The organism is Neobacillus sp. DHD-1R, assembly GCF_057747995.1.
In genome coordinates, this window is sequence record NZ_CM173232.1 from 4,257,274 (window position 1) to 4,273,084 (window position 15,811).

Here is a 15,811-nt window from a genome sequence, read left to right on the forward strand (position 1 = left end):
TTAAAAATTGCATTTTATAACAAAATCTACTAATGTTCCGTATTCCTCTACATTATATATCATTAATAAATCCCTTGAAACATTTTATTTTGCTGATTTTTGTATAATTATAGAACTATTAATTGCTTTTAATTTTCTGATTAATTGGGAGGGTTACTTGAACTTCAGTCCCTTTTCCAATCTCACTTTCAATTTTTAATACACCATTGTGGTCCTTAATTATCTGACTCGAGACCATTAATCCTAGACCAGTTCCATCCTTTTTTGTAGTAAAAAAGGGTTCTCCTAAATTTAGGATGTTTTCATCTGCGATTCCATAACCTTCGTCCTGAATGGAAATGAACATTCTATGACTCTCTGAAACTTTAACCGTAATCCTTATTCGTCCACCCTCAGGCATGGATTCAATGGCATTCTTAATTAAATTTAGAAACACTTGTTTTAATTGTTTGTTATCACATTCAAGTGGAGGTAACGGACCTGATATTAACGTTTCTACGGTAACCCTCTGACTCTCAGCTTGTTGTTGGGTTATCGATAGTGTATAAGCAATAATCTCTTCAATACTTGCTTTTTCAAATTTGATTTCCTTCGGTTTTCCAAGGTACATTAAATCATTCACAATTGAATTGATTCGATCAATTTCCTGTATCATAATTGGATAAAAGTCATTTGTATTCGGATACCTCTCCTGCTGTAATTGGGTAAATCCCTTTAACGATGAAAGAGGGTTACGTATCTCATGACCAATGGCTGCAGCCATTTGACCGACTACAATTAATTTTTCCTTTTGACGAAGTTCTTCGTAAACTTTAGTTAAAGAATTGATATAAGAAGTAAACCGTAATAATAAAAGATAAGCTAATGCTGATAATGCTATGAATACAAGTATGGGAAAACCAACATTGAAATCTTGGAGGATTACTCCTAACAACAAGTCCTTCCCAATCATAGTTAACGAGACCATCCAAAAATATTTTTTATTTACAAAGATTGGTGTAAAAAGAATTAACAATAATTCAACAATATTACCTGATAAAAAGGGCTTTGAAGAACCGTAATACCTTAAAAAATTATCAATAAAATCAATGAATAAATATCCAATAACAAACACATATTTAACCACATAAGGATTACTCTTTTTAATTAAATAAATAGCAATAGGCAATAAACCCAGTACCAGAATATAAAGCCAAACACCCATTCCATCCTTTGGTATAAATACAGGCCCATCTTTTGTTTTATGTGTAGACATATATCTATAAAAAATATCAAAAGAAAAATACAAAAAATAAAATAACCATAAAAATACCGTAATCGCTTTTTTCTCTTCAAAAATTAATTTAGGACTATTGTTGCTCTCCTTCATAAAAGTTTCTCCTTGGCATTTTTATATTCCAAAATAATCTAATTTTAATAATCAATTGAATCTCCTACCATCTTACCATTTTTCTTAGAAAAATATGACATAAAATATGAAAAAACTATGATTTTCGACATTTTTCGATAAATTTCACCATAAAAAAAGAACTTGCATTGCGCAAGTCCTTTTAAAAAGTCGAATTAACTTACTTTTTTTATTTGTTTTACTGATCTGTTCATGGTTGAATGTCTGTGACCATAACCGAAATAAACGACCAATCCAATCACTAACCAAACAGCAAAACTAATCCACGATATAACTGGAAGCTGCAAGGCTAGGTAGCCACAGAATAAGAAGGCTAATATTGGGATATACGGTACAAATGGTACGCGGAAACCAGTGGTTGGCGCTTGTTTGTTTTTCCGCAGATACAGGATTCCAACTGAAACAGTCATAAACGCAAATAATGTCCCAATGTTCACTAGCTCGGCTAGTCGGCCTAATGGTATTAAACCTGCAAAGATGGAAACTAACAAGCATGTAATCCAAGAGTTAACCTTAGGTGTTTGTTTCTTTTTGTCTACCTTGGAAAATACCTTAGGCAAAAGACCATCACGGCTAATTGCGTAAAATAAACGAGTTTGTCCATAAAGCATCACTAATAATACCGTTGTAATTCCGGCAATGGCACCGAGGGAAATGAATCCTGCCACCCAGTCCTGATGAATATAATTAAGAGCAAAAGCAACCGGATTTTTCACATCAAGCTGTTGATAAGGAACAATTCCTGTTAAGATAGCTGAAACCACGATGTACAAAATGGTACAAACTATTAGTGAAGCAATGATCCCAATTGGCATATTCTTTTGCGGGTTTTTCACTTCTTCCGCAGCCGATGATACAGCATCAAAGCCAATATAGGCAAAGAATACGGTCGCCGCACCTGTAGTGACCCCCGATATACCAAAAGGCATAAATGGAGTCCAGTTTGATGGCTTCACATACCATACACCGATACCGATAAATAATACAACAACCGCTAGTTTTATGATAACCATTATGGTGTTAAATCGAGCTGATTTCTTTACACCTTGTGTTAAAAGTAACGTTATAATCAAAACAATAAGAATTGCTGGAACATCAATGAACGTCCCATTTGCCGGATCATACGCACTTGTTAAGGCCTTGGGAAAATGAATGCCAAAACCAGCAAGCAGTCCTTGAAAATATCCTGACCAACCACTGGCAACAGCTGACGAGGCTAATCCATATTCAAGGATTAAATCCCACCCTAAAATCCAAGCTATTAATTCACCAAAAGTAGCATAACTGTAAGTATACGCACTGCCGGAAACTGGGACAGTTGAGGCAAATTCTGCATAGCAGAGGGCTGCGAATACACAGGCCAATCCGGATAAAATAAAAGATAATATAAGTGCAGGTCCAGCATGTTCTGCAGCTGCAACACCAGTCAAAACAAATATTCCAGTTCCAATGATCGCTCCAATACCTAGCATGGATAAATCAAAGGCACCAAGCTCTTTTTTTAACGTTACATCTTTCTGTCCGGCCTCTTGTATGAGTGCCTGAATCGATTTCTTTCTAAATAAGTCCATAATTGTAACCCCCTTGGGTCGAAAATCTAAATGTTCTGAAAAAATCCATAACGAAATAATATAATTTTTTTCGACAAAATGCAACATATTTATTAAAAATAAAGTTATTTCAAAATAGTACCAATACATATCTTTCCACGTTTTTTTCCATTAATCATTAAATTTTCCTATACAAAAGTACTATTCAAATAAAAACATTTATATTGTTCCTAAGAAAGTAATATCGTTTTTTCGGAAGAGGATATTGTTGTGAATTCAATAAAAAGAGGATGCCCCTAAAAAGGTCAAACCCTTTTGAGACATCCCCTTACCCTATTAAAAATTAACTAATCCTTCCTACATAATGGCAAAAACAATGAAACCTCTGTCTCTGTCCCTAGTTCACTGTGATAGGAGACCTTCAATTATTCTTAACGAGACAGATGTACCTCGTCCTGTTCCTTTATCTTACTTATTAGTTATCTACTTTTTCCCGTATACCTTCCATAATAAACATAACAACTACGGTCTTCGTCAATTTCTCTTGAATCAAGGACAAATTCAAGAAACAGCTTATCTTTTTGAATGTAAATAGTATCTGAATGGAGAACGGTCAGCACTTCCTCATGATTCCAAACTTCCTTTTTTTCGATAAGAATAGACCCGGTTCGCTGCAGCTCTCTTACTTCAAAACCTATATGTGAATAGTGCTCTTCCGAAACATCGTCTGAGAAATTTTCTTTTTTAACATATAGGACAGTCGTTCCATCCGGGTCCAAGGCTGTCGTCGTCACCACATATGTCTCTCCCTCTTTAATGAAATATTCACAAGTCATTCTTGCAGTTACTTCACTAACGGTTAAGTTCAGGTAATGCCAAAGGGCAGGAAACTTTTGATATTCGTCATCCAGTCGGTATTCCAACCTCAATATTTATCCCTCATTCACTATTTTTCTTTTATTTTACCATTGTTTTCCTTTCTTTTGCTTTTATAATAGATAGTAAACAATTACAAAGGAGCGTGAGAGTGTGAAGAAAACCCAATGGCTGGTGACTGGTGTTCTTACATCACTTATAGCCGGAACCCTATCTGGTTGTTCAGACGATCGCCCTCCCAAACCCGATGACAGCAGCTGTAGAGATTGGGAATGGGACGATGATCAAGGTGTTTGGCAATGTGATGATACTCGCTCAACTCATTATGGTCATTTTTTTTATGGGGGAAGCTTTTATCGGAATAAATCATCACTCTTAAAATCATCCTCTTATAAGTCATACCACTCCTCCTCAAGCTTTAAAGGTGGCTTCGGCAGTGGTTCGAAGGGTGGCTTCGGAGGTTAATTCATGTCCAGTTATAAACAAAGTCGAGCCCGTTTTTATTCGCAGTTTCCAACCTTTTGGTCGGATTTATTCGAAAGTGAATACAGTCTTTATCATGTTTATCCCATAACTACACAAATCTCCAGCCTTTTAAAAGAAGCTACTGAACGGATGGGCACCGTGTTTTTTAAAACAGCCCAGCTGTTACGGATACTTACAAATGAGCAACTCCTTGAACTTGGCTATCCACCTGAGAGTCTTTCGTTTATTAGGTTGAAACAGCTTTACCCTGAAACCATTATCGCCCGCTTTGATTTTGTATTAACAGCAGATGGCTTCAAATTACTTGAATTCAATAGTGACACTCCAACTTTCATTGTCGAATGTTTTCAAATCAATGGGAAGGCTTGCTCAGAATTCGGTTTCCATGATCCAAATGAAGGAGGTGAACGGCTGCTCTCTTCCGGAATTACGAAAGCCGTTTTGGAAGCTTCGAAAGATAAAAAGCTACCGAATGTTGTGTTCACAGCACATGCGGACCATATGGAGGACTGGAATACGATCCAATATTTAAGCCGTTTGTGTCAGATTGACAATCAGACCATTCCGTTGTCCGATCTCCGGATTACGAACGGTGCTTTAGTCGATGCCGCAGGGGTTCCAATTGACGTGTTGTATCGCCAAACCTACCCACTTGAGCACCTGATTAATGATCAGGATCCCATAACAGGCGACCAAGTTGGAATCGAATTATTACAGCTCGTTAAAGAAGGCAAACTCTCAATTTTGAATCCAACTTCTGCCTTTTTACTGCAGCCGAAGTCTATTCAATGTTTAATTTGGGGGTTAGCAGAAAGTGACGCCTTTTATACAAAAGAAGAGCAAGAGTGGATAAAGGCATATATGCTTCCCACCTACCTTGAAGCAGATGCTTTTTCGGGAATGCAAGCCTATGTTCAGAAACCATCGTTTGGTAGAGAAGGAGACACCGTGACGATATGGGATGTCCATTCCCATGTGACCACTCAAAATTCTTTTCAAACCTATAAGGAAGAACTGCCTGTCTATCAATCGTATGTGCCTCTTCCAACTGTTACATTGGAAACAGAAAAAGGTATGGAAGAGCTTTCGCTAGTATTCGGTTCTTTTCTGATTGCGGGAAAGGCAAGTAGTATCGGCATTCGGGCGGGTGGAAAAATCACGGGTAACGAATCGTATTTCTTACCAGTAGGAATTATTAACAAGGGGGAAAATACATGACGAGTTTCTTATTATATTTAGTCGTTTCGCTTGTACTTTTATTTATTGGTCTGATTATTATGGAAGTGACAACAAAGGTTAAGGAGTTTTCCTTAATGGCCAAGGGGAATAAAGCAGCTAGCTACGTCCTAGGCGGACGACTACTAGGCCTTGCAATTGTCTTGTATTCTACTGCTGCCAATTCTATCTCTATTTCAGATATGGCTATATGGGGAGCAATCGGAATTGTGGCACAGATTGTCGTTTTTTACTTAGCTGAATGGCTTACACCTCGTTTTAATGTAAGCCAGAGCATTGAAGAAGATAACCAAGCGGTCGGATTTTTCCTTATGTTATTATCCATTTCCATTGGGGTTGTTATCGCAGGGTGTTTGACTTATTAAAAAAGCGCATAAGTTTTGATGCGTTTTTTTATTTCATAGTGATTCATATGTATTCTTATCGCAAATGACAAATAACCGCGCCTCATTTGGTATGGCTTCATTCCATTTTTTCAAGATATTTAGATTACTACGGTCCGCAATGAGCTGGGCTCCTTTTTGCTTTAGGTACTCGTGCGCATCTCCGTATGTTTTCCAATCAGGCCTCACTTCTACTTCCCATAAATCACTTCCACCATCTCCATCCTTACGACTTAACAATTGTGTAAAAAGGTGGCTTGCCCCTTTTGTCTGAGCTGATTTTGCCATGAGATTGGACACCGATTCATGCGAAAGAATAAACTCGTCAATTTTGACGTGTTTGAAATTGCCGACATGTTTTTCATTTAATATTTCAGCGATAGTATAAATATTTTTTTCTATCCCTTCATCATACCGCTCAATCGAGGAAGCGGTTAATAGCGTTTTTCCATCTGCTAAATCAGAGTTGTCAATGCCATCTTGAGCAAAAAGCAAAACAGCTTTGGAACATTCAATTTTTGCCCTTCTTAATGTTTCTTCATCCGTTGGACTCCCCTGAATATATAAAAATCGTTCATGTTCATATGGTGTCTTCTCTAACTCATCAATTAACACGATCTCTGTTTTGTCGTCTCCAAAAAATAACTCTTTGATTGTGTTTTTACTTTTTTTGGTCCACCCAATAATGACGTAGTGGTTCTCACCCTTAAAAGACATCTTTCCTTCCTCCTTCATCCGTTTGTATTGTGAGACAGCATCGACGATCATCCCAATTACCGTACCAAAAAGACCGATTCCCACTGTATAAACGATAACCATCGCCCAAATTCTACCTAGTTGTGTCGACGGATACAAATCGCCGTACCCTACTGTTGTCATCGTCGTTAAAATCCACCAAACTGCCTGAAAGGTATTTTCAAACGTCTTCGGTTCAATTACTCTCATAACCACTGCGTTTACAAAAATATACAGTGTTGTAAACAACAAGACTGTGCGATACCGATATTTAGCTGCAGTTAATATTAACCTTCTAAAAAATATCATGAAAACTCTCCCTCAATGTTTGTTCTAAATACTTCTTCTATTAAACAAACAAAAATTCCTTTTTAAGGGATTATTAAATAATAATTATATAACTGTAAATAGGTTGTTGACAAAATGGACAACATACTGTAACATTAATATTTGTGCTTCACTTTTAGAGTAACTTGTAATAGAGATGATAACGCAATGTAAGAATTTATTTTCTGGCATTCTGCTTACGTTTTAATATAAAAACTTATTCACACTGGATCGGCTTCGGAGCCGTTAGGATGTAAGAGAGGTAGGGCTTACGTCGTTTAGGTATAAAACCATCAGGTGGAAGAATAACCGCGGCAAACTTGTTTTTATTAACAATTACAATAACTAAGTTTTTACCTTGCATGAATGAGTAACAAGACAACCATTCACAAGTTACGATAAAGATTCATTTATACGAATCAAAAGCTCAGAAGGCAGAGGGTATTCCCTCTGCCTTCGTCTAATATATAAGAAAAGCGGAAGCGCCCTGTTCAGCGGCGTATGGCCTGGAGCGCTCCAACTGAGATAAAGGAAACACGAAGAGCCGGAGGCGCATTCGTGCTTGACTTATCGTAGGGCGGAGAGCGAAGGACACTAGCCGCTAGGGCGCTGGAGCTGGACAATAAGAAAAGCGAAAGCGCTGGTTTTATTTTTTGATAACAATCGCTTGCTTTCCCATCTGCTCCCATGCTTTGATAAAATTTTCCCGATTCAATTTCTTATTTTTCTCTCCGTATGGATCATTAATATAAATATAGTTTTCATCATACCCGGTAATCGCGACACTATGTTCACTAAATGTTATATCAATTTTTCCTTGAGGAGTATCCCAGGTTTGAAACACTGAGATTGGTGCAAAGCTTGACGTTGTTATAATCCAAACGGGATTCCCTTGACCAACTTCTTTTAAAATATCAGAAAATGGCTTATTCGTTAAATTGACTGCTTTGTCACCTACATACTTCTGTGCCAATTCAAATACAGGGCCATTATACACCCCAAGTCCTGGACCGTGTGCCATATCCCCAACAAAGCCAACATTGGGATTCCCCTTTTTCCCATTATTATAGGTTAATGGGACAGTTTTGATATTTTCTGCTAACTCGTTCTTCGTTACCTTTTCTCCATAATAATTTAGAATCATTGCAAGACTTGTTACCTCACAGCCATTGTAAAGCAGGGGTTGGTCCATTTGGTTTATTAACGGCACATCCAGTAGGATACTTTTGGGTAAACTTGGAGCTTCTTTTGCTAGAAGTGACACTTGGCGGGCTTTTGCTGACCCTGAATCATTCACTTTGACATAAGCTTGCTTTTCACTCATCACAGCAAAGATTGTTTTTGCACTAATAAATAATATTAATAGAATGATAATAGCGATTAGATACTTTTTCATAGGGGATAAACCATTCCTTATCATATACTTTTCTAATAGTTTCAAAGATATTACTATATAACCATATCAAATCATACTAATGACATAAAAGAAATATTTTTCCATATTGATGATAAGCGTTTATCCTTAATTTCTCCTTAAGAAAAATCCCCTTTAGAATAAAGCTAAAAGGGATTTTTTAAGTTCTTTCTTACCATATTTCGACTTAATTTGCGAACCACTTGGTTTAAAACTTCGGAAAACATAAGCCCACAGGCAATGGAACCTGCAAGCATGAGCATTCTGGCTCCTAAGGCAATCGCAGAATTATAATCATTTTCAACAAAGTTCCGCATGGCATCGTAAGCCAATCCGCCCGGTACAAGTGGAATAATCCCGGCCACACTAAAAATAATAACGGGCATTTTATAAAGCTTTGCCATCTCCTGACTAAGGACTGCAATAAAGATAGTTGCAGCTAACGTTGCAACAATGGGATTTCCTAAGTAGCCGTTAAGCAGATAATAAATGATCCAACCACCCATACCAATTAACCCGCATTTTATTAATGATTCTTTCGGTGCATTAAAAAGAATCCCAAAGGCACTTGTCGCCAAAAAGCTTGTTAGTAACTGAGCAAGGATTGCCATTGCCATTTCCATTCACCTGCCTTCACAAAAATGATAATACAAGGGCGATTCCCGCCCCAATCGCAAATGCCGTCAGAAACGCCTCTGCTCCCTTTGACAATCCTGAAACCAAATGTCCAGCCATTAAGTCTCTTATAGCATTTGTCACTAACAGACCAGGAACTAATGTCATTACAGAGCCAATGATAATTGTATCTAATTGGTGGCCCACACCTAATTTAACAAATAGGAAGGCAAGTAATCCGATTACGAACGATGCCAAAAACTCTGAAAAGAACTTAATCGGGACAAAGCGATGAAAGCGAACGAAGCTATAATAACCGAACCCTCCGGAAATCATCGCTGGAATAAAATCATTCCAACCGCCATTAAACATAATCATAAAACAGCCGCTTGCTAAGGTAGCCGCCGCCACTTGGATTCGAAACGGAAAGGTCACATTACGTAAATCAATTTCCTTTAACTGCTCCAATGCTTCCTCTAATTTTAGGTCTCCGCTGCTAATTCTCCTTGAAACACTATTTACCATGGCAACCTTTTTTAGGTCTGTTGATCGTTCAGATATTCGAATCAGCTTAGTCTTTGTTGGTTCCGAGCCTTCTGCGGAAAAGATAATGCCCGTGGGGGTCACATAACTATGCGATTTCTCAATACCAAAAGAAGCAGCAATTCGCATCATCGTATCCTCAACCCGGTAGGTTTCGCCTCCACTTTGGAGCATAATCTTCCCTGCCAGTAAACATACTTCCATGATTTCATATGTTTTTTCTACTTGATCCATCTAATTTCACCACATTATCCTAACAATTATTACTAGAAATGAAACGATCTTTCATTACCATATGAACTGTTTTTTTCTACTAAGATCAATGAAACTCTCTTTCATTACCCGTTCATGCTGGCCTTTTCCCTTTAAAGAAAAATGATATCATGAATTTTATAAATAATAAACAGCCTGCATTTTTAAATGGAGGCTGTTTTAGTTCAAATGAACAAAAAGCCCCAATATTAGATTGGGACTTGTTTATAAAATACCATCCAAAATTAATACTCTTTCAAATGCATCAACAATAGCTGGTTGATAATGACTGCCTGCTAACTTTTTAATTTCGGCTATGGCTATTTTGGGATCCATTCCTTTTCTATACACTCGATCAGATGTCATCGCATCGTATGTATCTGCAATCCCAATAATAAGCGCTTCCAGTAAAATTTGCCCACCTTTAAGGCCTGCAGGGTAGCCTGAACCATCCAGCCTTTCATGATGTTGCAAAATAATATCTCCAATATGTGAATAGTAGGTTGCCCTGACCATTTCACAGCCATCTATAGCATGCTTCTTTAAAATTTCAAATTCTTCGCAGGTCAGTTCACCAGGCTTATTAAGAATATCCTCTGGAACATTTATTTTGCCTACATCATGGAACAATGAAGCAAAATAAAGATTTTCAAGTCTTTCTTTCGAAAGTTGGAGTTGTTTAGCAATGTTAATCGAATAAGTCTGTACCCTAGCACTATGTTGATAAGTGTATTGATCTTTTTCCTCCACCCGCTTCACAAGCTTTGTAAGTTCATTAATACTTTTACTAAGAAAATGAAAAGCAGGTTGCGTGGAAAACCAGAGAAGACGCATTGCGGAGAGTGCCTTAAAAAACGTTGCATCTTTAAGATGATGAATATAAAAATAATCACCCGTTTTTAAAAATGTCTTAGTATCCTTTTCTTCATACACACATTCTCCATCAAGAATATAGAAAAATTCCATCGTTTCTGGTTCATCACCTGGAAAAACATAAAATGTTTTGCCTTCATCAATAGTTTGCAAGATGACTTCCGCTCCATCTCCTTTTGCTAGCAAACTAAATTCAGAAGAAGAATCAATAACTTTTTCTCGAAAGTTGCCGTTTAATCCAAGGTGAAGACCGTTCATTTTCAATTAACCCCCATTTATTAATGGCAGACTCGAATCGGGTCAATCCAAACCCACTTTCCTCCTAACTCGACAAGTGTCCAGTAGGCTTCTGCTTGTATCCCTTTATCTGCTGCCTTTCTTATGGATTCGTTGGACATTTTCAACGTTTCGTCGTACAAATCATTTATTAGTTTATCTAGATCATCTGTAAATCTATCTGTTCTATCATTATATTTTTCTAATCTTTTATTAAGTTGCTCATTAAGCTTATTAAGTTTATCATCGATTTTTTTAGAGTTTTTTCCATCCGGGTTGAATGCTTCTAAACTGTCAATTTCAGCTTGAATTGATTCTAATTTTTCATTAATTTTAGCTGTCTCTGTCTCTAATTTGCTAGTAAGTTCCGCTAATTCCTTTGATAGTTTTTCAATCTTGCTCCTATCGGATGTTTTCCCTAATTCAGCCTCTAATTTTTTCTTTTGGTCTTTTAATTTAACAACCGAGTCTCCTTCTTCGATTTTACGAATGTCTTCTATATATTTAGCTTCTAGTTCGTCTGCTTCTTTGACTGCTTTCGCAATTTTTGCTTCAATATTACTGTTTGTTTCTTCAATCGAAGTAAGTATCTTTTCATATTCAGTACTCTTTTCCGCTGCAAATGTGCTTGTCCCAAACGATGCCGTTAAAAAAAGTGAAATAGATAGTACCAGAGCCTTCTTAAGCATATTTTCTCCTCCATTTTTTCCCTTAGCGGCGTTCGTGAAGTAGTATGAATAAGGACGGTATGATTCTTTTTCAACTGCCGGCATAATATAAAATACTTTAGCCGCTGCAGCATTGCGCCCATATCCTTTTAAATAGGCTGCCTTATAGGTATATGTATTCAGAAATATTATAACGGGGATAGTAAGAAATTACCACAAATTGTTGTATTTTTTTCTGAAAAATACCATTATTCACTTTATTTCAACAAGATTTACTAAAACCTGCATTCGTTCTTCAATTATCGATTTTGGGTATACCACTTAGTCGACGAGACTACATATTAATTGTTTTATAATCAAAATTAAGTAAATAATATTCCTATCTTCTAATATTCACTGTTTTTTAACCAAGGTTCATTCATTAAATAAGCAAAATTTTTTTTCATGAAAACAGTTTCAAATGGAGGAATATTTCAGTACAATTGAATTATAAGAAATATTTTTTCTCATTTTATGCAATTAGATGAATTTTTTTTTATTTTTTATATTAACTTACTGATAAAGTATTAATGAAGGAGATTGTCTAATGGATAAACTATCTTACTATCTTGGCGTGGACATTGGAACTACAAGTACAAAGGCGGTCCTCTACGGAGACAAAGGAACGGTCATCAGCATGCACCATGTTGGATATCCGTTATACAGCCCAGCCCCCGCCATTGCCGAACAAGACCCCGAGGAAATTTTTCGGGCTGTCCTTGAAACCATTCAAGTAGCAGTTAAAAAGGGCAAAATTGATACCCAATACCTTAAACTTGTATCGTTCAGTTCCGCCATGCACAGTCTGATTGCAATGGATGAAAACGATCAACCACTTACTCGTTGCATAACATGGGCAGATAGCCGTGCAACTGGATGGGCTGAAACAATAAAAAATGAACTCAATGGGCTCGCCATTTATAGAAGAACGGGGACACCTATTCACCCAATGTCACCGCTCGCCAAAATTACCTGGCTGTGCAACGACGAGCCTGCACTTTTTCATCAAACCCGTAAATTCATTGGCATAAAGGAATACATATTCCACAAACTATTTGGCAAATATGTCGTTGACTATTCTATCGCATCAGCAACCGGCTTGTTTAATTTGGAACAGCTCACTTGGGATGTTGAAGCTTTACAGGTCGCTGGAATAACCAGTGACAAACTGTCAGAATTGGTGCCGACTACCTTTTATTTAACAGGTTTAAACGAGGAATATGCAGGACAGCTTGGACTACATGCTGAAACGCCATTTGTCGTGGGCGCGAGTGACGGCGTTCTTTCCAATCTAGGCGTAAATGCAATTGACCCTGGTGTGGTGGCCGTAACCATTGGTACAAGTGGGGCCATTCGGACCGTGACAGATCGTCCGGTTACCGATCCAAAGGGAAGAATTTTCTGCTACGCATTAACTGACAAGCTCTGGGTTGTGGGTGGGCCGGTGAACAACGGCGGTATGACTTTTAGGTGGGTGCGAGATGAGTTGGCATCAGCCGAAGTTGAAACAGCGAAACGACTTGATATAGACCCTTATGAGGTATTGACAAAGATTGCTTCCCGAGTGGCTCCTGGCGCAGATGGTCTTATTTTTCACCCATACTTAGCTGGTGAACGTGCGCCACTTTGGAATGCTAATGCAAGAGGATCGTTTTTCGGCCTTGGTCTCCATCACAAAAGGGAGCATATGATTCGTGCCGTCCTAGAAGGGGTAATTTTAAATTTATATTCCGTATTGCTTGCACTTCAAGAGATGATTGGAGTACCTAGCAAAATCCAAGCTACCGGCGGCTTTGCAAGGTCTGAATTATGGCGCCAAATGATGGCGGATATTTTTAATCAAGAGGTAGTCGTTCCAGAAAGCTTTGAAAGCTCCTGCTTGGGTGCAATCGTCCTTGGCATGTATGCTCTGGGGGAAATTGATGATTTCTCCATTATGTCTGAATTGGTTGGCTCAACACATGCCCACCAGCCAATTGAAAGTAATGTGGCAATATATAAAGATTTAACTCCCATTTATATTCGTATCTCCCGCATATTGAATGATGAATATGCTTCTATCAGCAGTTTTCAGGAAAAATGGGTAAAATAACAAAGTGATAGTACAAAAATAAGGATGTCGCTAAATGGGGGTCTCCCTTAGGTGACATCCTTATTTTATGTTGAATATTAGTTGGTCTCTACGGCATGGCCGCCAAATTCATTTCTTAGTGCAGCAACTACTTTCCCGGTGAAGGTATCTTCCTCAAGGGAGCGGTATCTCATCATTAATGAGAGGGCTGTTACAGGCATCGCTGTTTGGAGTTCAAGTGCCGTCTCAATAGTCCATTTACCTTCTCCAGACGAATGCATAACCCCCTTGATGGTCTCAAGCTTTGGATCTTTCGAAAAGGCATTTTCCGTAAGTTCCATCAGCCAAGAGCGGATGACAGAACCGTTATTCCATACTTTGGCTACTTTCTCATAATCATAGTCAAAATCGCTTTTCTCTAATATTTCAAATCCTTCTGCAATGGCCTGCATCATTCCATATTCAATTCCATTGTGAATCATCTTTAAAAAATGACCACTCCCGATTTTACCAGCATAAAGATATCCATTTTCCACATTGATATCACGAATAAGCGGCTCAAGGTATTCGAAAATACCCTTTTCTCCACCAATCATCATACAGGCGCCTTCCCTTGCACCAGCCATGCCACCGCTTGTACCTGCGTCAAAGAAATGGATGCCCTTCTCAGAAAGTTCCTTTCCTCTTCGGATAGAGTCTTTATAATGTGAATTGCCTCCATCAATAACGATATCGCCCGCGTTTAACAAGCCCTTAAGTTCCTCGATTACTTGTTGGGTTATCGGCCCAGAGGGAACCATCAGCCACACGACTTTCGGGCTTGCTAGCTTTTCGACCAGTTCAGAAATAGACGCAGCCCCTGCCGCCCCTTCACCGCTAATTTTTTCAACAGCTTCTTTATTCACATCAAATGCAACCACATTATGTGTATGTTCCATCATATTAAGACCCAAATTGTAACCCATTTTCCCTAAACCTATTAAACCAATATTCATTATGAAACCGCCTCCGAAATAAATTTTACTATATAAATTCATTATATGAAAATTTTTTTCTTAAATCAAATATTCATTGAAAAAATATTTTTTCAGGAAAGTTTCTGCTATACTAATGTTAAGATTTTATAGAGAGAGGACATGATTTATGGCGCAGAACTGTTTAGGGAAAATACGATCCTATTACGCAAGACTAAGTGAAAAGGAAAAAAAAGTTGCCGATTATATTTTGGAGAACCCTGAAAAAATTATTCATAACACAATTAATGAAGTTGCTGAGGATTTAAAAATAGCTGATGCTACCGTTTTTCGCTTCTGCAAACGAATTGGCTTCAAGGGGTATCAAGCTTTGAAAATTGCGCTTGCTTCCGAAATCATTGAGCCTATTCGACAGATTCACGAAGAGATTAATGAAAATGATAATGAAAAAACGATGGCTGATAAGATTTTTCAATCAAATATCAGAACGTTAGAAAATACCTTACAAATTCTTGACGGTGAATCCATTCAAAAAGCAGTTGAGCTGCTGCTTCAAGCAAATCGAGTCGAATTTTATGGGACTGGCGGATCAAGTGTTGTAGCTATGGATGCGTTTCACAAATTTGTGCGTACAGGTATTAAAGCGTTTGCATTTATTGATTCCCATTTCCAACTTATGTCGGCTTCTCAGTTGAGAGATAGTGATGTTGCTGTTGTTATTTCTCACTCTGGGACAAATAAAGACACTCTTAATATACTAAAGACAGCTAAGAAAAATGGAGCAAAAACGATTTGCCTGACCGGATATCCAAAATCGCCTATCTGCCAGCTATCGGATGTTGCCCTTTTTACAAGCTCAGAAGAGACTGATTATCGATCTGAAGCTCTCTCCTCTCGGATTGCCCAATTAAGCCTAATCGACGCACTCTATGTCAATGTTATGTTTCTTAATAAGGAGAAGGCAAAGCACTCTCTCGAAAAAGTGCGAGAAGCCATCTCAAATACACGTATGTAACCATCTGTTGACTGCTTTGACAAACTTTTTAGGGCTAACTTCAGTAATCACCCAGGAAAAACACCTTATT

The 15,811-nt window shown here is 37.8% G+C and carries 15 protein-coding genes; 5 read left to right on the top strand and 10 right to left on the bottom strand.

The genetic code is table 11. From position 1 onward, the window contains the following. Positions 1–118: 118 nt before the first annotated feature. The 3 genes from AC3ANL_RS21050 to AC3ANL_RS21060 all read right to left on the bottom strand — a co-directional run bounded on the left by AC3ANL_RS21050 (position 119) and on the right by AC3ANL_RS21060 (position 3,887). Positions 119–1,369 (bottom strand): ATP-binding protein, encoded by a 1,251-nt coding sequence (locus AC3ANL_RS21050; RefSeq protein ID WP_488326305.1) that lies wholly within the window; start codon positions 1,367–1,369, stop codon positions 119–121. 194 nt (positions 1,370–1,563) lie between these two features. Next, entirely contained in the window at positions 1,564–2,979 is a 1,416-nt protein-coding gene (gene bcaP / locus AC3ANL_RS21055) for a branched-chain amino acid transporter BcaP (RefSeq protein WP_488326306.1), read from the bottom strand. A gap of 458 nt (positions 2,980–3,437) precedes the next feature. Next, positions 3,438–3,887, bottom strand: a complete 450-nt coding sequence (locus AC3ANL_RS21060; RefSeq protein ID WP_488326307.1) for a hypothetical protein — start codon at positions 3,885–3,887, stop codon at positions 3,438–3,440. Positions 3,888–3,987: 100 nt separating this feature from the next. Between AC3ANL_RS21060 and AC3ANL_RS21065 the strand changes: the two genes are divergently transcribed. The 3 genes from AC3ANL_RS21065 to AC3ANL_RS21075 are packed head-to-tail and all read left to right on the top strand — an operon-like array spanning position 3,988 to position 5,921. Beyond that, positions 3,988–4,299 (top strand): hypothetical protein, encoded by a 312-nt coding sequence (locus tag AC3ANL_RS21065; RefSeq protein WP_488326308.1) that lies wholly within the window; start codon positions 3,988–3,990, stop codon positions 4,297–4,299. A gap of 3 nt (positions 4,300–4,302) precedes the next feature. After that, entirely contained in the window at positions 4,303–5,538 is a 1,236-nt protein-coding gene (locus AC3ANL_RS21070; RefSeq protein WP_488326309.1) for a glutathionylspermidine synthase family protein, read from the top strand. Then, positions 5,535–5,921: a DUF350 domain-containing protein gene (locus AC3ANL_RS21075; protein ID WP_488326310.1), complete on the top strand. Its 387-nt coding sequence runs from the start codon at positions 5,535–5,537 to the stop codon at positions 5,919–5,921. The genes AC3ANL_RS21070 and AC3ANL_RS21075 overlap by 4 nt, the downstream gene beginning before the upstream one ends. Before the next feature lie 33 nt (positions 5,922–5,954). Here the strand turns inward: AC3ANL_RS21075 and AC3ANL_RS21080 are convergent, their stop codons facing one another. From AC3ANL_RS21080 to AC3ANL_RS21105, 6 genes are all read right to left on the bottom strand, one after another. Further along, entirely contained in the window at positions 5,955–6,983 is a 1,029-nt protein-coding gene (locus AC3ANL_RS21080; protein ID WP_488326311.1) for a potassium channel family protein, read from the bottom strand. 664 nt (positions 6,984–7,647) lie between these two features. Next, positions 7,648–8,397, bottom strand: a complete 750-nt coding sequence (locus tag AC3ANL_RS21085) for a C39 family peptidase (RefSeq protein WP_488326312.1) — start codon at positions 8,395–8,397, stop codon at positions 7,648–7,650. Between the two features lie 164 nt (positions 8,398–8,561). Then, positions 8,562–9,026 carry a threonine/serine exporter family protein gene (locus tag AC3ANL_RS21090; protein ID WP_488329795.1) on the bottom strand — a complete coding sequence of 155 codons (465 nt, stop codon included), beginning with the start codon at positions 9,024–9,026 and terminating at the stop codon, positions 8,562–8,564. Positions 9,027–9,048: 22 nt separating this feature from the next. Then, entirely contained in the window at positions 9,049–9,807 is a 759-nt protein-coding gene (locus AC3ANL_RS21095; RefSeq protein ID WP_488326313.1) for a threonine/serine exporter family protein, read from the bottom strand. A 243-nt stretch (positions 9,808–10,050) separates the two neighbouring features. Continuing rightward, positions 10,051–10,956, bottom strand: a complete 906-nt coding sequence (locus AC3ANL_RS21100; protein ID WP_488326314.1) for an HD domain-containing phosphohydrolase — start codon at positions 10,954–10,956, stop codon at positions 10,051–10,053. Positions 10,957–10,976: 20 nt separating this feature from the next. After that, entirely contained in the window at positions 10,977–11,663 is a 687-nt protein-coding gene (locus AC3ANL_RS21105) for a hypothetical protein (protein WP_488326315.1), read from the bottom strand. A gap of 565 nt (positions 11,664–12,228) precedes the next feature. On the opposite strand from AC3ANL_RS21105, the gene gntK reads away from it, so the two are divergent. After that, positions 12,229–13,773, top strand: a complete 1,545-nt coding sequence (gene gntK, locus AC3ANL_RS21110; RefSeq protein ID WP_488326316.1) for a gluconokinase — start codon at positions 12,229–12,231, stop codon at positions 13,771–13,773. A gap of 77 nt (positions 13,774–13,850) precedes the next feature. Here gntK and gnd read toward each other — a convergent pair whose 3' ends face one another. Beyond that, a complete protein-coding gene (gene gnd / locus AC3ANL_RS21115; RefSeq protein WP_488326317.1) occupies positions 13,851–14,747 on the bottom strand; it encodes a phosphogluconate dehydrogenase (NAD(+)-dependent, decarboxylating) in 897 nt (298 codons plus the stop codon). A 148-nt stretch (positions 14,748–14,895) separates the two neighbouring features. On the opposite strand from gnd, the gene AC3ANL_RS21120 reads away from it, so the two are divergent. After that, positions 14,896–15,741 carry a MurR/RpiR family transcriptional regulator gene (locus AC3ANL_RS21120; protein WP_488326318.1) on the top strand — a complete coding sequence of 282 codons (846 nt, stop codon included), beginning with the start codon at positions 14,896–14,898 and terminating at the stop codon, positions 15,739–15,741. Positions 15,742–15,811: the final 70 nt, after the last annotated feature.

Coding starts and splice junctions, on each gene's coding strand:
- AC3ANL_RS21050 (WP_488326305.1), bottom strand. CDS start 1,369: ATGAAGGAGAGCAACAATAGTCCTAAATTAATTTTTGAAGAGAAAAAA.
- gntK (WP_488326316.1), top strand. CDS start 12,229: ATGGATAAACTATCTTACTATCTTGGCGTGGACATTGGAACTACAAGT.
- AC3ANL_RS21090 (WP_488329795.1), bottom strand. CDS start 9,026: ATGGCAATCCTTGCTCAGTTACTAACAAGCTTTTTGGCGACAAGTGCC.
- bcaP (WP_488326306.1), bottom strand. CDS start 2,979: ATGGACTTATTTAGAAAGAAATCGATTCAGGCACTCATACAAGAGGCC.
- AC3ANL_RS21100 (WP_488326314.1), bottom strand. CDS start 10,956: ATGAACGGTCTTCACCTTGGATTAAACGGCAACTTTCGAGAAAAAGTT.
- AC3ANL_RS21070 (WP_488326309.1), top strand. CDS start 4,303: ATGTCCAGTTATAAACAAAGTCGAGCCCGTTTTTATTCGCAGTTTCCA.
- gnd (WP_488326317.1), bottom strand. CDS start 14,747: ATGAATATTGGTTTAATAGGTTTAGGGAAAATGGGTTACAATTTGGGT.
- AC3ANL_RS21095 (WP_488326313.1), bottom strand. CDS start 9,807: ATGGATCAAGTAGAAAAAACATATGAAATCATGGAAGTATGTTTACTG.
- AC3ANL_RS21120 (WP_488326318.1), top strand. CDS start 14,896: ATGGCGCAGAACTGTTTAGGGAAAATACGATCCTATTACGCAAGACTA.
- AC3ANL_RS21075 (WP_488326310.1), top strand. CDS start 5,535: ATGACGAGTTTCTTATTATATTTAGTCGTTTCGCTTGTACTTTTATTT.
- AC3ANL_RS21080 (WP_488326311.1), bottom strand. CDS start 6,983: ATGATATTTTTTAGAAGGTTAATATTAACTGCAGCTAAATATCGGTAT.
- AC3ANL_RS21105 (WP_488326315.1), bottom strand. CDS start 11,663: ATGCTTAAGAAGGCTCTGGTACTATCTATTTCACTTTTTTTAACGGCA.
- AC3ANL_RS21085 (WP_488326312.1), bottom strand. CDS start 8,397: ATGAAAAAGTATCTAATCGCTATTATCATTCTATTAATATTATTTATT.